Origin of the sequence: Bradyrhizobium valentinum, from assembly GCF_001440405.1 — a bacterium.
GTDB lineage: Bacteria > Pseudomonadota > Alphaproteobacteria > Rhizobiales > Xanthobacteraceae > Bradyrhizobium > Bradyrhizobium valentinum.
In genome coordinates, this window is the sequence record NZ_LLXX01000191.1 from 385 (window position 1) to 13,291 (window position 12,907).

Below are 12,907 nucleotides of genomic sequence, written 5' to 3' on the forward strand. Positions count from 1 at the left end.
ACGTCCGTCCGCTCAAACGACGCATCCCTCCGATCGAACGACAGCGCAAAGGGCTGCTCGTATTGGGGCTGCTCGTATTGGGGGAGCTCGTATCGGGATTGCTCAAGCCGGGGTTGCTCGTATCGCGGCGGCTCGTACCTGGATTGATCGGCCTCATACAACCGAGGATCGCTGATGGCTTCGTCGAACCTGTCAAACGGATCTCTTGCCTGAACCGGCCTGTTATTCTCGGCCATGATGATGCTCCCCACTACTGAACGCAACGACGGGCGTTCCCCTGCACCTGCTTCTTGCTCTTGTTGACGTACAGGAGCCCCTCTACCGGCCCCTAAAGTCGCACACGGATTGGGTTCAAAAAACGACGCTACCCGGGGCGAATTAGGATATTTTTTGGTATGATTAAGGCGGAGAAGCGGCATAACGCCCTTTAGGAACACGCATTGTTACCGAGAAATTATATCGGTGAGATGAATTATCACGGTGACGTGATGAAGGGCATGCGGCGCCGGCCCTCGCATAGCACGGACCGTCTGCGCTTCTTCAAGTGAATGGGATCCGGCATCTCCTTATCAGGGATGCAGGATCACCTTGCCCATTGCCTTGCGGCCGGCGAGCACCTTGAGCGCTTCGGCGGTTTGCGCCAGCGGGAATGTGCGGTCGACATGCGAGGAGATCTTGCCTTCCGCGGTCCACTTTACGAGCTTCTCAAGGTTGGCGCGGTTCTTCTCCGGATTGACCCTGGTCCACGCGCCCCAGAATACGCCGCGGATATCGCAGCCCTTGAGCAGCGCCAGGTTGAGCGGCATCTTCGGAATGTCGCCCGCGGCAAAGCCGATCACCAGGAAGCGGCCTTCCCAGGCGATCGAACGCAAGGCGGCTTCGGCGTAAGTGCCGCCGACCGGATCGAAGATGATGTCGACGCCCTTGCCGCCTGTGAGCCGACGCAAGCCCTCTTTCAGATCTTCCTTGCTGTAGTTCAGCGTCAACTCGGCGCCGTGCGCTTTGGCGAATTCGAGCTTCTCATCCGATGAGGCGCAGGCGATCACCTTCAACCCCATCAGCTTGCCCAGCTCGCAGGCCGCAAGACCCGTGCCGCCGGCAGCGCCCAGCACGGCAAGCGTCTCACCGGGTTTCGGGCTGGCACGATCTTCCAGGGCATGCAGCGCGGTGCCATAGATGATGATGATCCCGGCGGCGCGATCAAAATCGAGATTGTCGGGAATCTTCACGATTGAATTTGCCGGCAGCGCGATTTTTTCGCGCGCACCGTTATGGCCGCAGGACGCCACTACGCGGTCACCAACCTTCAGGTCGGTGACGCCGGCGCCGACGCTTTCGATCACGCCGGCGACTTCGGCGGCCGGCGAAAACGGGAATGGCGGCTTGATCTGGTACTTGCCCTGGATCATCAGGATGTCGAAGAAATTCAGCGCCGCGGCTTTGATCGCGATTACGGCCTGTCCGGGTTCGGCCACCGGATCGGGCACGTCGGCCAGCACGAGGTCGTCGGGTTGGCAATATTGCGAACAGAGGATGGCTTTCATGGGCGCACCTGATTTTCGGACGGGAAAGATAGAGGCTGGATGCTTCTTGCCGGATTTGAAGGCAGGCTACAATCCGATTCAGGCGCATGGCCTTGTGATGATCGAAGGGGATTCAAACGATGTTTGAAAAGGGCTTGCTGGCGGGAAAACGGATATTGGTTACCGGCGGCGGCTCGGGGCTCGGGGCTGCGATGGGACGCCGCTTCGTCGAGCTTGGCGCCGAGCTGATCGTTTGCGGCCGCCGGCTCGAATTGCTGGAGGCGACGGCCGCGCGGATGCGCAGCGAACTCGGCGGCAAGGTTGGCGTGATCAGTTGCGATATCCGCGACAGTGCGGCGGTCGATGCCATGATGGACGAGATATGGCGCGAGGCGCCGATCGACGTGCTGGTCAACAACGCCGCCGCCACCTTCATCGCGCAGACCGAACATCTGTCGCCGCGGGCGGCGGACGCGATCCTGGCGCCGACATTGCACGGCACCATGTATTGCACGCTCGCCGCGGGCAGGCGGTGGATCGAAGGCGGGCACCGGGGCGTGGTGCTTAGTATTCTCTCGACTTCGACGATCACCGGCCGCGCCTTTACGGTGCCGTCGGCGATGGCGAAATCCGCCGTGCTCGCGATGACCAAGAGCCTTGCGGTGGAGTGGGGACCGAAGGGTGTGCGCACGGTCGCGATCGCGCCTGGCGCGTTTCCGACGCCTGGCGCCTCGGGTCAGCTCCGCCCCGAGGGCCGCGATGAAAGCTGGTCGCAACGCAATCCGCTCGGCCGCGCTGGCGAGCATGGCGAACTTGCGAACCTGGCAAGCTTCCTGATTTCCGACCAGGCCGGCTACATCAATGGTGAAATGGTGGTGCAGGATGGCGGCGCCCATTTGCGCAGTTCCGGCGCCGAGGATCTGCTGCAATGGACCGATGGGCAATGGCAGAAGCAGCGCGAACGCCGCTCGAAGGGCTGAAACCAAAGCCAGTATTTTGTTCGTCAAAGGGACCTGAGACGAAGAGTCGCCACAGCGGTGAGCAACACCGTAACTGCCTTCCCAAAAAAGCATTTCCCGGCTATCCATCCCGGCGGCGCGAAGCGCGCGCTCGGGCCATCTTCCAGTCACAATGATGAGGGAACCAGTTGTCCGTGTTGCGAATACTGACATTTCTGGTTGCGATTGCAGCGCTGTGTGGGGCGACATCCCTCGCGCAAGCACAGGGCGCTGCTCCCAAGGGTACCAAGGAATCGGCAAAGGAAGCGCCCAAGCCCGCGCCGGCGCCGGCGGCAAAGCCTGGGGCCAAACCTGCGGAACCGGCGGCGGCCGCTGCAGGTGGTGCAGAGCCTACCTTGATCGGTCAGTACGGTACCTGGGGCGCCTACACGGCGACGCCGAACGGCAGGAAGGTCTGCTTCGCGCTGGCGAAGCCATCGTCATCCAAAACCAATCCGCCGAATCGGCCGCGCGATCCCGCTTACGCTTTCGTCTCGACACGTCCGGCCGAAAAAGTCGTCAACGAAGTTTCGATCATGATCGGATACGCGTTGAAGCCGGGCTCGGAATCCTCGCTCGAGGTCGGCGGCTCGTCCTATGCGATGTACACCCAGGGCGACGGGCTCTGGATCAAGAACGCCGCGGAGGAAGAGCAGATGGTCAGCGCCATGCGCAAATCCGCCGAAGTCACCGTCAAGGGCGTTTCGGCCAAGGGCACCGAGACCACGGACACCTTCTCGCTGAAGGGGCTGTCCCAGGCGCTCGACCGGCTGGCGCAGGATTGCAAGCGTTAGGTCCTTTTAAGCCCAGAATGACGTTGTTTACGGGCCCTTAAGGGCCTATTTGAAGCTGTCTCCCCTCACGGTGAGGAGGCGCTTGCGCCGTCTCGAACCATGAGGCCCGGCTCTCATCCTTCGAGACGCGGCGAAGACGCCGCTCCTCAGGATGAGGAGAAACCTTCCTAGAACAGAAACATCATGACCGCAGTTTCGACCGAGACGAATTCCACGCCGATTGTATCGGTGGCGCCGCTGGAGAAGGTTCCGCTCGAAAGCTACGTGCCGCCGGCAAAACCCTCGCTGATCGGCCTGTCGCGCGCTGAGATCGCCGCCCGGCTGGGCGAGATCGGCGTTGCTTCTGCGCAGCGCAAGATGCGCACGCAGCAGCTCTGGCACTGGATGTATGTCCGCGGCGCCAAGACCTTTGCCGAGATGACCAACGTCTCGAAGGATATGCGCGCCGAGCTGGAGCAGCATTTCACCGTCGACCGCCCCGAAGTGGTGGCCGAGCAGATTTCCAACGACGGCACCCGCAAATGGCTGTTGCGCCTGCCGAGCGGCGATGCGTTCCAGAAGGCGCACGAGGTCGAGTGCGTCTACATTCCCGAGACCGATCGCGGCACGCTCTGCGTTTCCTCGCAGGTCGGCTGCACGTTGAATTGCTCGTTCTGCCACACCGGCACGCAGCGGCTGGTGCGCAACCTGACCGCGGGCGAAATCGTCGGCCAGATCATGGTGGCGCGCGACCGCCTGAATGACTGGGCCGATCGCGAGACGCCGACCGGCAGTCGCCTCGTCACCAACGTCGTCATGATGGGCATGGGCGAGCCGCTGTACAATTTCGACGCGGTGCGCGATGCGCTGCTGATCGTCGCCGACAATGAAGGCATCGGCATTTCCCGCCGCCGCATCACGCTGTCGACCTCGGGCGTGGTGCCGAACATCATCCGCACCGGCGACGAGATCGGCGTCATGCTGGCGATCTCGCTGCACGCCGTGCGCGACGAATTGCGCAACGAGCTGGTGCCGCTCAACCGCAAATACCCGATTGCCGAATTGCTGCAGGCCTGCCGCGACTATCCCGGCTCGTCGAACGCGCGGCGCATCACCTTCGAATATGTGATGCTCAAGGGCGTCAACGATTCCATGGATGACGCCAAGCTTTTGGTAAAGCTGCTCAAGGGCATACCGGCCAAGATCAATCTGATCCCGTTCAATCCGTGGCCGGGCACGCGTTACGAGTGCTCGGACTGGGAGCAGATCGAAAAATTCTCCGAATATATCTTCAACGCCGGCTATTCCTCGCCGGTGCGCACGCCGCGCGGCCGCGACATTCTCGCTGCCTGCGGGCAGCTGAAGTCGGAGACCGAAAAACTGTCCGCGCGCGAGCGCCAGGCGCTCCGCGCCATGGCGATGACGGATTGAGATGAGTCTCTCGTCATTGCAATGACAGCAAGTGAATCATGGCATTGATCGGCCGTATCTTCGTCGTTCTGTTCGCCTTCCTCGCCGCCTGCTTCGTGGCTGGGATGATCGTGGTCGGCGCGGTGCTGTATCCTGAGTTCAGCGATCTCGGCGGCGAGCCGATCGACCAGAGCGCCATCAATATCGTGCTCGGCTTTGGCTTCATCTTCCTGTCCGGCTTTGCGCTGCTGCCGGCGCTGATCGTGGTATTGATCACTGAAGCCTTCTATATCCGCAGCGTGCTCGCTTACGCGGTGGGCGGCGGGATCGTCGGCGCGGCCTGCTATCTCGGCCTCATTCCGTTCGATCCCGAGACGCTGCGTTTCGACGGCATCGTGCACCGCCATCTCGAAATCATGACCGGCGCGGGCATCGTTGCGGGTCTCGTCTACTGGATGATAGCGGGACGGTCCGCCGGAGCCTGGCGCGAACCGCGGCCTCCGCTGCGGCCACCGCCACCATTGCCGTCGCAGTCCCGGCCGCAGGCGTGAATCAAGCACAGCCGTCATTGCGAGCCACCCGGTCGGCGCGTAGCGCCGCCGGATGACAGGCTCCGCGAAGCAATCCATCCCGCCGCGAAAAGAAAGAATGGATTGCTTCGCTTGGCTCGCAATGACAGGGGTTTTCATCCCCAACTGCCTCGGCTAAACCCCGCGCCATGAACCGGACCGGACTTTTCATCGCGTTGGGCCTATCGCTCGTCATCGGACTGCTGTTCGGGATTTTTCCCGAACTCGACCTGAAACTGGCGGCATTGTTCTATGATTCCACGAGCACATCGTTTCCGCTGAAGCAGAACGGGCTTGCCTCCTTCGCGCGCGATGGCGCGATGTGGATCGCCTGGGCGCTGGCGTTGCCGTCGCTGATTGCCATCGTCGCCAAACTGCTGCGGCCGGACCGGCCGATGCTGATACCAGGGCGCGCGGCGGTGTTTCTGCTGGTCACGATACTGCTGTCCGCGGTCATACTGACTAACCTCACCTTCAAGAGCTATTGGGGCCGGCCGCGGCCGGTGGTGGTAACCGAGTTCAACGGCCCCTGGCAGTTCGTGCCGTGGTGGGACCCGCGCGGGGAGTGCGGCCGTAACTGCTCATTCTTCTCCGGCGAGGGCGCAACCGCATTCTGGACCTATGCGCCCGCGGCCCTGACGCCGCCGGCGTGGCGGCCTTTGGCCTATGTGGCGGCGACCTTGTTCGGGGTCGCCACCAGCGGGCTACGGATGGCGTTCGGCGGGCATTTCTTTACCGATGTTGCCGCCGCGGGGCTGGTAAGCTTTTTCGTGATCTGGCTGGCCTATGCCTGGATTTACCGCTGGCCGTCCACAAGGCTGACGGATGCGCAGGTCGAGGCGGCGCTGGCGCGCTGGGGCTGGCCCGGCTACCGCCTGTGGCAGCGCTGGCGCGGGCGCGAGGTGGGGTAACCGATCCTGGCCGCCAAGGGCTATTAAAGAGAGCCATTAAACGCGTGCCCATTCGCGCGAAATTTGTTATTCGCGCCCTCAAGCCGCAAACGACATCCGCATTTCGACCGATTGGAAGCTCCATGAGTACGATCTTGAAAAGCCTGCCCAAGGGGGAAAAAGTCGGCATCGCTTTCTCGGGCGGCCTCGACACCAGCGCGGCGCTGCTGTGGATGAAGCAAAAGGGCGCCCGCGTCTTTGCCTATACCGCCAACCTCGGCCAGCCCGACGAGGCCGACTACGACGAAATTCCGCGTAAAGCGCTGGAGTTCGGCGCCGAAAAAGCCCGGCTGGTGGATTGCCGCACGCAACTGGTCCACGAAGGCGTTGCCGCCATCCAGTCCGGCGCCTTTCACGTTTCTACCGGCGGCATCGCCTACTTCAACACCACGCCGCTCGGTCGCGCCGTCACCGGCACGATGCTGGTGTCGGCCATGAAGGAGGACGGCGTCAACATCTGGGGTGATGGCTCCACTTACAAAGGCAACGATATCGAACGGTTCTACCGCTATGGCCTGCTGACCAACCCGAGCTTGCGGATCTACAAGCCCTGGCTCGACCAGCTATTCATCGATGAGTTGGGCGGTCGTGCGGAAATGTCGGCGTTCATGACTGCGCATGGATTCGCCTACAAGATGAGCGCCGAAAAGGCCTACTCGACCGACAGCAATATTCTCGGCGCGACCCACGAGGCCAAAGATCTCGAGCGCCTGGACAGCGGCATCAAGATCGTCAATCCAATCATGGGCGTGCCGTTCTGGCGCGACGACTGCATCGTCAAGGCGGAAAAGGTCGTCGTGCGTTTTGAGGAGGGGCAGCCCGTCGCGCTGAACGGCCAGACGTTCGCCGACCCGGTCGCGCTGTTCCTCGAAGCCAATGCCATCGGCGGCCGGCATGGCCTTGGCATGAGCGACCAGATCGAGAACCGGATCATCGAGGCGAAGAGCCGCGGCATTTACGAAGCGCCCGGCATGGCGTTGCTGCACATCGCCTATGAGCGCCTGATCACCGGCATCCACAACGAAGACACCATCGAGCAATACCGGATCAGCGGCATGCGCCTTGGCCGGTTGCTCTACCAGGGACGGTGGTTCGATTCCCAGGCCCTCATGCTGCGCGAAACTGCCCAGCGTTGGGTAGCTCGCGCCGTCACCGGTGAGGTGACGCTCGAGCTGCGCCGTGGCAACGACTATTCGATCCTGAACACCGAGAGCCCCAATTTGACCTATCAGCCGGAGCGGCTGAGCATGGAGAAGGTCGAGGATGCCGCGTTCACGCCGGCGGACCGTATCGGCCAACTGACGATGCGCAACCTCGACATCACCGATACCCGCGCCAAGCTGGATCTGTACGGACAGACAGGCTTGCTATCGAGCAGGGAAGGCGCCGATATCTTCAAGCTTGAGAGCGACAAGGGCTAGCTGCGCGGGCTGCCATTGTTGTCGTCCCGGCGAAAGCCGGGACCCGTACGCCGCGGCGAGTGTTGTTGACACACGCTGGGGGAGGGTTTTGTTCGAACCAATACCATCCGTGGTTATGGGCCCCGGCTTTCGCCGGGGCGACGAGCGTAGGATGAGCCCCCGTTATGGATACGTCATGCGGGGCAGATAGATTTGCCCGCCTGAATTCTTGCGGAGCAGCCGCGGACGCTGCCCGCTCCGTGTGATCCGACCGGAGCCTCGACCATGATCAAGCCTGTCACCATCACCCTCGGCCTCCTGCTTTCGGCGTCAGCGGCCAATGCCCAGACGATCTATCCCATCAACCGCGCCGAAATCCTTTCCGGCGCGCAGTTCGACTTCAAGGTCGAATTTCCCGACAAGGTCGATCCGGCGAAGCTGAAGGTGACGGTCAATGGCCAGGACTATGCCACCGCCTTCGGCCAGTCCGGAACATTTGTGGAGCGCGAAGACGGCAAGGATCAGTCGGCGCTGACGCTTCGCGGCGTAACCCTGACCAGGCCGGGCAACGTCACCGTGGAAGTCAGCGACGGTACGCGCAGCCGCACCGTCGGGTGGACGGTCTACGATACCGGGCCGCGCAAGGCAAAGAACGTCATCCTGTTCATCGGCGACGGGCTGTCGCCGGCACACCGCACGGCCGCCCGTCTGCTGTCCAAGGGCATCGCGGAAGGCAAGAGCCTCGGCAAGCTTGCGATCGACGACATGCCGCACATGGCGCTGGTGGCGACCGCCGGCTCGGATTCGATCATCACAGATTCAGCGAATGCCGCCAGCGCCTACGCTACCGGCCACAAGACCGCGGTCAATGCCATGGGCGTCTATGCCGACCGTACCGCAAGTCCGCTCGACGATCCCCGGGTCGAAACCATCGCCAGCCTGGCGAAGCGACGGCACGGCATGGGCATCGGCATTGTCACCAATACCGAAGTCGAGGACGCCACGCCGGCGGCGATGGTGGCGCATACCCGCAGGCGTGCCGCCTATGACGAGATTGTCGAACAGCTTTTTGCGGCAAAGCCCGATGTATTGATGGGCGGCGGAGCTGCGAATTTCCTTCCGCAAGCCGCCCCCGGATCGAAGCGCAAGGACGACGTCGATTATGTCGCCAGATTCCGCGACGCCGGCTACTCGGTTGCGACAACAAAGACCGAGCTGGATGCGCTGAATGCCAAATCCGACACGCGCAAGTTGCTCGGCCTGTTCGCCACGGGAAATATGGACGGCGCGCTGGACCGCAAATTTCTCAAGGGCGGCGGCGTCAAGAAATTTCCCGACCAGCCCGATTTGACCGAACAGGTGCAAACCGCGCTGAACGTTCTGTCGAAGAACGATACCGGCTTCTTCCTAATGGTAGAGTCCGGGATGATCGACAAGTATGCTCATCTGCTGGATATGGAGCGCGCGGTCTACGACACCATCATGCTCGACAACGCCGTCAGCCTTGCGCGAAAATGGGCGCAGGCGCGCGGCGACGACACGCTGATCCTGGTGCTCGCGGACCACAATCATCCCAACAGCCTTGTAGGAACCATCAACGACGACATGAGCACGACGCCCAACGTGCCGCTACGCGAGCGCGTCGGCACCTATGACAAAGCTGGATTTCCCAACTATCCGGCTCCCGACGCCGATGGCTATCCGTCACGCGTCGACGTCAGCCGGCGGCTTGCGATCTTCTCGGCGAGCCTCCCGGACCATTACGAGACCTTCCGCCCGAAGCTCGACAATCCCAACGAGCCCAGCGTCAAAGGCGATGCGCCGGGCACGTTCAAAATCAATGAGAAGTACAAGGATGTCCCCGGTGCGGTGCTGCGACCGGGTAATCTGCCGGCGATGATGGGCGCCAGCGTGCATTCGGGAGAGGACGTCATCCTGACCGCGACCGGACCGGGCAGCGAACGCATCCACGGCTCGATGGACAACACCGACGTATTCCGCATCATGGCGGACGCGCTCGGTCTCGCAGCCGCGGGGCGTTAGTCACTGTCGTCCCGGCGAAAGCCGGGACCTATACTCCGCGGCGGATATTATTGAACCTGCTGGTCGACGGCTTTCTCTCAACAACCGCCATTTGTGATTATGGGCCCCGGCCTTCGCCGGGGCGACGGCCTAGTTCGGCGTGAACGTCAGCTTCACAAAACTGCGGAACAGCAGGATCTGCCGTTCGAGACGGCTCGGATCGTTCAGCGTCTTGGACATGATGATGGCGCCGTCGACGATGCAGGACAGCATGTCGGCGACGTCGTCGAGATCTACCGGTTCCTTCGGCGGATACACCGCGGCGATGCCGTCGAGAATCTTGCGGAAGCGCGCGTTCCAGTCCCGCACCGACTGCGCGGTCAGTTCGCGCACTTCGCGATCGAACAGCCGCTCCTGATAGCAGATGCTGGCAATCAGGCAGCCTGGATGGCCGTTCGGCAGGTCAGCCATCGTTTCTGCGAGCAGCTTCAGCGAAATGAGGAAGGCCTGCAGCGGGTCGTCGGAGAGCTGACGACCGCGCGCGAAGATCTCGTCGAACAGATGGTCGTTGGTCGCGACATAGCGGCGAAGCATCTCGCGGGCGAGCGCATTTTTGTCCTTGAAGTGGTAGAAGAAGCCGCTCTTAGTAAGCCCGGCCTCGGCGATCACTTCGTCGATCGAGGTCGCGCCAAATCCCTTGGCGAGTACGGCGGCTTCTGCGATCTCGAGAATCCGCTCGCGCGTCGCCTCGCCCTTTCCCATCCGCTTCTCCAAAACTGTACTCACGGTACGGATTCTCCATCGCTGACGGTGCGGCGGTTTTGCGTCTTAAGCCGCAACCATTTGAATTCGTATCATTTTGCAGCTTTAGGTTCATCCGCACCACGGGCCGCCTAGGAAGCCGCGACACTATGAGGCACCAACATCGCCCGACCCAGACCGGGGCGGAAACGACCTACCGACGGCATGAACAGGTCCGGAGATGTTGAGATGGCCAAATACAGAGACGATCTTCCGCAACGGCGCGGCGGCATTTTCCTTACCGATGGCGGCATGGAAACGACGCTGATCTTTCACGAAGGAATCGAATTGCCGCATTTCGCCGCCTTCGTGCTGCTCGACAGCGCTGAAGGCCGGCAGCAGTTGAAGCAGTATTATGCCAGCTATCTCGCGGTCGCGCGCGAGCATGGGGTCGGTTTCGTGCTCGACAGCCCGACCTGGCGCGCCAATCCGGATTGGGGCGCAAAGCTTGGCTACGACGCGTCCGCGCTCAAGGCGATCAATGTCCGTTCGATTGAATTTCTCGAGGAGCTGCGCGCCGGTTGGGAGAGGCCGGGCGCATCTTGCGTCATCAGCGGTGCGATCGGGCCGCGCGGCGATGGCTACAAGGCCGGCAATATGGAAGCCGACGAAGCGGAGGAATATCATCAGGCGCAGATCGCCGCCTTCGTCGAGGGCGGCGCCGACATGGTCACGGCCTATACGCTCACCGGTATCAATGAAGCGATCGGTATCGCGCGGGCGGCGCGGGCGCAGCGGATTCCGGCGGCCATCTCGTTCACCGTGGAGACCAACGGCCGTCTGGTGAAGGGAGAGACGTTGCGCGAGGCGATCGAGACCGTGGATCGCGAGACCGAGGGTTCGCCCGAATACTTCCTGATCAATTGCGCGCATCCAACCCACTTTGAGGATGCGTTGAAGGCAGGCGAGGCCTGGACGGCGCGCATCCATGGCGTCAGGGCGAATGCGTCGACGAAGAGCCACGCCGAACTCGACGAATCAGTAACTTTGGATTCGGGAGATCCGTCCGACCTCGGGCGGCGTTACCTCAATCTCAGAGATGCGTTCCCGAAGATGCGTATTCTCGGCGGGTGCTGCGGCACCGATCACCGGCACGCCAAGGCGATTTGCGATGCCTGTGTGCCGCCACGCGCACTGAGCGCCTGATAGCGTTTTCGAGCGAAAGCCTGCCCCGGACTTGATCCGGGGTGGATGCCGGTTCGCGTAGCAATCAAGCTTGCGCAGATTGCGTAGACTTATCTGCGGTAGAAAACGCGTCAAAACAAGAAGCTCAAAAAAATGGCCGGGATTGCTCCCGGCCATTTTCATTTTAGAGAACGATCGCCTCAGCGCGGCGGCGCGGTGCCGGGCGGGGGCGGCGGCAGCGCCGCCTGACCGCCAGTGAGCAGCGGTGTGATGTTGCGGATGGTGACGCGCCGGTTGATCGGGCTCGGCCCGTCGATCTGCTCCTTCAGGTACTGCTCGCCATAGCCTTGCGAGGTCAGATTTTCCGCCGCCACGTTGAACTGCTGCGTCAGCAAGGTGGCTGCAGATTCGGCGCGGCGATCCGACAGCGACAGATTGTCGACGTCGTTTCCTACCGCATCGGTGTGGCCCTCGATCAGGAACACCGCGCGCGGATTTTGCTGGATAGCCCGATTGAGGCCGTCGGCGATCGCCTGCAGCTTCGCCGCCTGATCTGGCGGGATTTCCCACGATCCGGTTTCGAAGTTGATGGTGTTGACGTCGATGCTCGGCATCCGCTGCCGTACCGTGGGGCTGTAGCGGATTTCGTCCAGCGAATAACGCCGTTCGATCCGTTCCACCGGCGGCGCCATCATGGTCTCGTAGATCACGTCGGGGGACGCCTCCTCGGCGTCGACGATGTAGCGGTTGTAGGGAATGCGTATCGTCGGCGGCGGCAGCGCGACGAAGAAACCGCCGGTCGCCCGCGGATCGCGGTAGCTGTTGTCGATGATGATGATCTCGCGACCGCGCTCGTCGCGGCGGATACGCCGCAGCAACTGGCCGTCGCGGCCCATCACGGTGATCACCTGCGTGCCGTCGGGCCTGATGACGACCGTGCGGGTCTCGCCGCCGACCGTCTGGGTCTGGATGTCGCGTGCGCCGTAACGGAAGCGCTCGACCTCGTTGTGACGAACATATGCCTGTCCGCCGGGATCGCGAACGATGATCCGGCCGGGTTCGGTGATGACCGTGCGGCCGCCTTGCTGGACTTCGCGACGCTGGCCGCGGAAGTCATCCAGCCGCTGCGGACCCGCGGGCGCAGCGCCCGGGGCAATCACCCTGAGCCCTTCTTGAGTCGGAGGCGGCGCCGGTAATGGCGCTGTGACCTGAGGCGCGCGCTGGAAGGCCGGTGCGACCGTCGGCGGTGCGTTCTGGACGCGGCCGGCTGGCGGCGTCGCGGCTGGAGCACCTGGTACGGCGGTCGGCGCAGCGGGAGCGGTTGTGGTGCCGGGCG

The 12,907-nt window shown here is 62.6% G+C and carries 13 protein-coding genes; 9 read left to right on the forward strand and 4 right to left on the reverse strand.

Annotation, left to right across the window (positions count from 1 at the left end; genetic code table 11):
• Both CP49_RS46780 and CP49_RS34485 read right to left on the reverse strand, forming a co-directional pair.
• On the reverse strand, positions 1 to 236 hold a 236-nt coding region (locus CP49_RS46780), incomplete at its 3' end, for a hypothetical protein (RefSeq protein ID WP_420807675.1).
• Between the two features lie 333 nt (positions 237 to 569).
• Positions 570 to 1,544: an NADPH:quinone oxidoreductase family protein gene (locus CP49_RS34485; protein WP_057854574.1), complete on the reverse strand. Its 975-nt coding sequence runs from the start codon at positions 1,542 to 1,544 to the stop codon at positions 570 to 572.
• On the opposite strand from CP49_RS34485, the gene CP49_RS48810 reads away from it, so the two are divergent.
• The 8 genes from CP49_RS48810 to CP49_RS34520 all read left to right on the forward strand — a co-directional run bounded on the left by CP49_RS48810 (position 1,543) and on the right by CP49_RS34520 (position 9,666).
• On the forward strand, positions 1,543 to 1,671 hold the full coding sequence (locus CP49_RS48810; RefSeq protein WP_276326479.1) for a hypothetical protein: 129 nt from the start codon (positions 1,543 to 1,545) through the stop codon (positions 1,669 to 1,671). The two genes, CP49_RS34485 and CP49_RS48810, sit on opposite strands and share 2 nt — an antisense overlap.
• Positions 1,664 to 2,503: an SDR family oxidoreductase gene (locus CP49_RS34490; RefSeq protein WP_057854575.1), complete on the forward strand. Its 840-nt coding sequence runs from the start codon at positions 1,664 to 1,666 to the stop codon at positions 2,501 to 2,503. Before CP49_RS48810 ends, CP49_RS34490 begins: the two co-directional genes overlap by 8 nt.
• 173 nt (positions 2,504 to 2,676) lie before the next feature.
• On the forward strand, positions 2,677 to 3,315 hold the full coding sequence (locus CP49_RS34495) for an invasion associated locus B family protein (protein WP_057854583.1): 639 nt from the start codon (positions 2,677 to 2,679) through the stop codon (positions 3,313 to 3,315).
• Between the two features lie 183 nt (positions 3,316 to 3,498).
• On the forward strand, positions 3,499 to 4,725 hold the full coding sequence (gene rlmN, locus CP49_RS34500) for a dual-specificity RNA methyltransferase RlmN (RefSeq protein WP_057854576.1): 1,227 nt from the start codon (positions 3,499 to 3,501) through the stop codon (positions 4,723 to 4,725).
• Positions 4,726 to 4,763: 38 nt separating this feature from the next.
• The gene (locus CP49_RS34505; RefSeq protein ID WP_057854577.1) at positions 4,764 to 5,255 is read left to right on the forward strand and encodes a hypothetical protein; all 492 of its coding nucleotides are present in this window, start codon (positions 4,764 to 4,766) and stop codon (positions 5,253 to 5,255) included.
• Positions 5,256 to 5,422: 167 nt separating this feature from the next.
• On the forward strand, positions 5,423 to 6,184 hold the full coding sequence (locus tag CP49_RS34510; protein WP_057854578.1) for a phosphatase PAP2 family protein: 762 nt from the start codon (positions 5,423 to 5,425) through the stop codon (positions 6,182 to 6,184).
• A 122-nt stretch (positions 6,185 to 6,306) separates the two neighbouring features.
• Positions 6,307 to 7,644, forward strand: coding sequence for an argininosuccinate synthase (gene argG / locus CP49_RS34515; protein WP_057854579.1), 1,338 nt, complete (start codon positions 6,307 to 6,309; stop codon positions 7,642 to 7,644).
• A 264-nt stretch (positions 7,645 to 7,908) separates the two neighbouring features.
• Positions 7,909 to 9,666, forward strand: a complete 1,758-nt coding sequence (locus tag CP49_RS34520; protein WP_057854580.1) for an alkaline phosphatase — start codon at positions 7,909 to 7,911, stop codon at positions 9,664 to 9,666.
• A gap of 129 nt (positions 9,667 to 9,795) precedes the next feature.
• On the opposite strand, the gene CP49_RS34525 is transcribed toward CP49_RS34520, so the two are convergent.
• Entirely contained in the window at positions 9,796 to 10,407 is a 612-nt protein-coding gene (locus tag CP49_RS34525; protein WP_057854581.1) for a TetR/AcrR family transcriptional regulator, read from the reverse strand.
• Positions 10,408 to 10,635: 228 nt separating this feature from the next.
• On the opposite strand from CP49_RS34525, the gene CP49_RS34530 reads away from it, so the two are divergent.
• Entirely contained in the window at positions 10,636 to 11,592 is a 957-nt protein-coding gene (locus tag CP49_RS34530) for a homocysteine S-methyltransferase family protein (protein ID WP_057854582.1), read from the forward strand.
• 179 nt (positions 11,593 to 11,771) lie between these two features.
• Here the strand turns inward: CP49_RS34530 and CP49_RS34535 are convergent.
• A partial coding sequence (locus CP49_RS34535; RefSeq protein ID WP_245311025.1) for an OmpA family protein occupies positions 11,772 to 12,907 on the reverse strand: 1,136 nt, incomplete at its 5' end.

What these genes read in the sequence shown, in the direction of transcription:
- argG (WP_057854579.1), top strand. Translation starts at nt 6,307, where the DNA reads ATGAGTACGATCTTGAAAAGCCTGCCCAAGGGGGAAAAAGTCGGCATC.
- CP49_RS48810 (WP_276326479.1), top strand. Translation starts at nt 1,543, where the DNA reads ATGGGCGCACCTGATTTTCGGACGGGAAAGATAGAGGCTGGATGCTTC.
- rlmN (WP_057854576.1), top strand. Translation starts at nt 3,499, where the DNA reads ATGACCGCAGTTTCGACCGAGACGAATTCCACGCCGATTGTATCGGTG.
- CP49_RS34490 (WP_057854575.1), top strand. Translation starts at nt 1,664, where the DNA reads ATGTTTGAAAAGGGCTTGCTGGCGGGAAAACGGATATTGGTTACCGGC.
- CP49_RS34525 (WP_057854581.1), bottom strand. Translation starts at nt 10,407, where the DNA reads ATGGGAAAGGGCGAGGCGACGCGCGAGCGGATTCTCGAGATCGCAGAA.
- CP49_RS34510 (WP_057854578.1), top strand. Translation starts at nt 5,423, where the DNA reads ATGAACCGGACCGGACTTTTCATCGCGTTGGGCCTATCGCTCGTCATC.
- CP49_RS34505 (WP_057854577.1), top strand. Translation starts at nt 4,764, where the DNA reads ATGGCATTGATCGGCCGTATCTTCGTCGTTCTGTTCGCCTTCCTCGCC.
- CP49_RS34530 (WP_057854582.1), top strand. Translation starts at nt 10,636, where the DNA reads ATGGCCAAATACAGAGACGATCTTCCGCAACGGCGCGGCGGCATTTTC.
- CP49_RS34520 (WP_057854580.1), top strand. Translation starts at nt 7,909, where the DNA reads ATGATCAAGCCTGTCACCATCACCCTCGGCCTCCTGCTTTCGGCGTCA.
- CP49_RS34485 (WP_057854574.1), bottom strand. Translation starts at nt 1,544, where the DNA reads ATGAAAGCCATCCTCTGTTCGCAATATTGCCAACCCGACGACCTCGTG.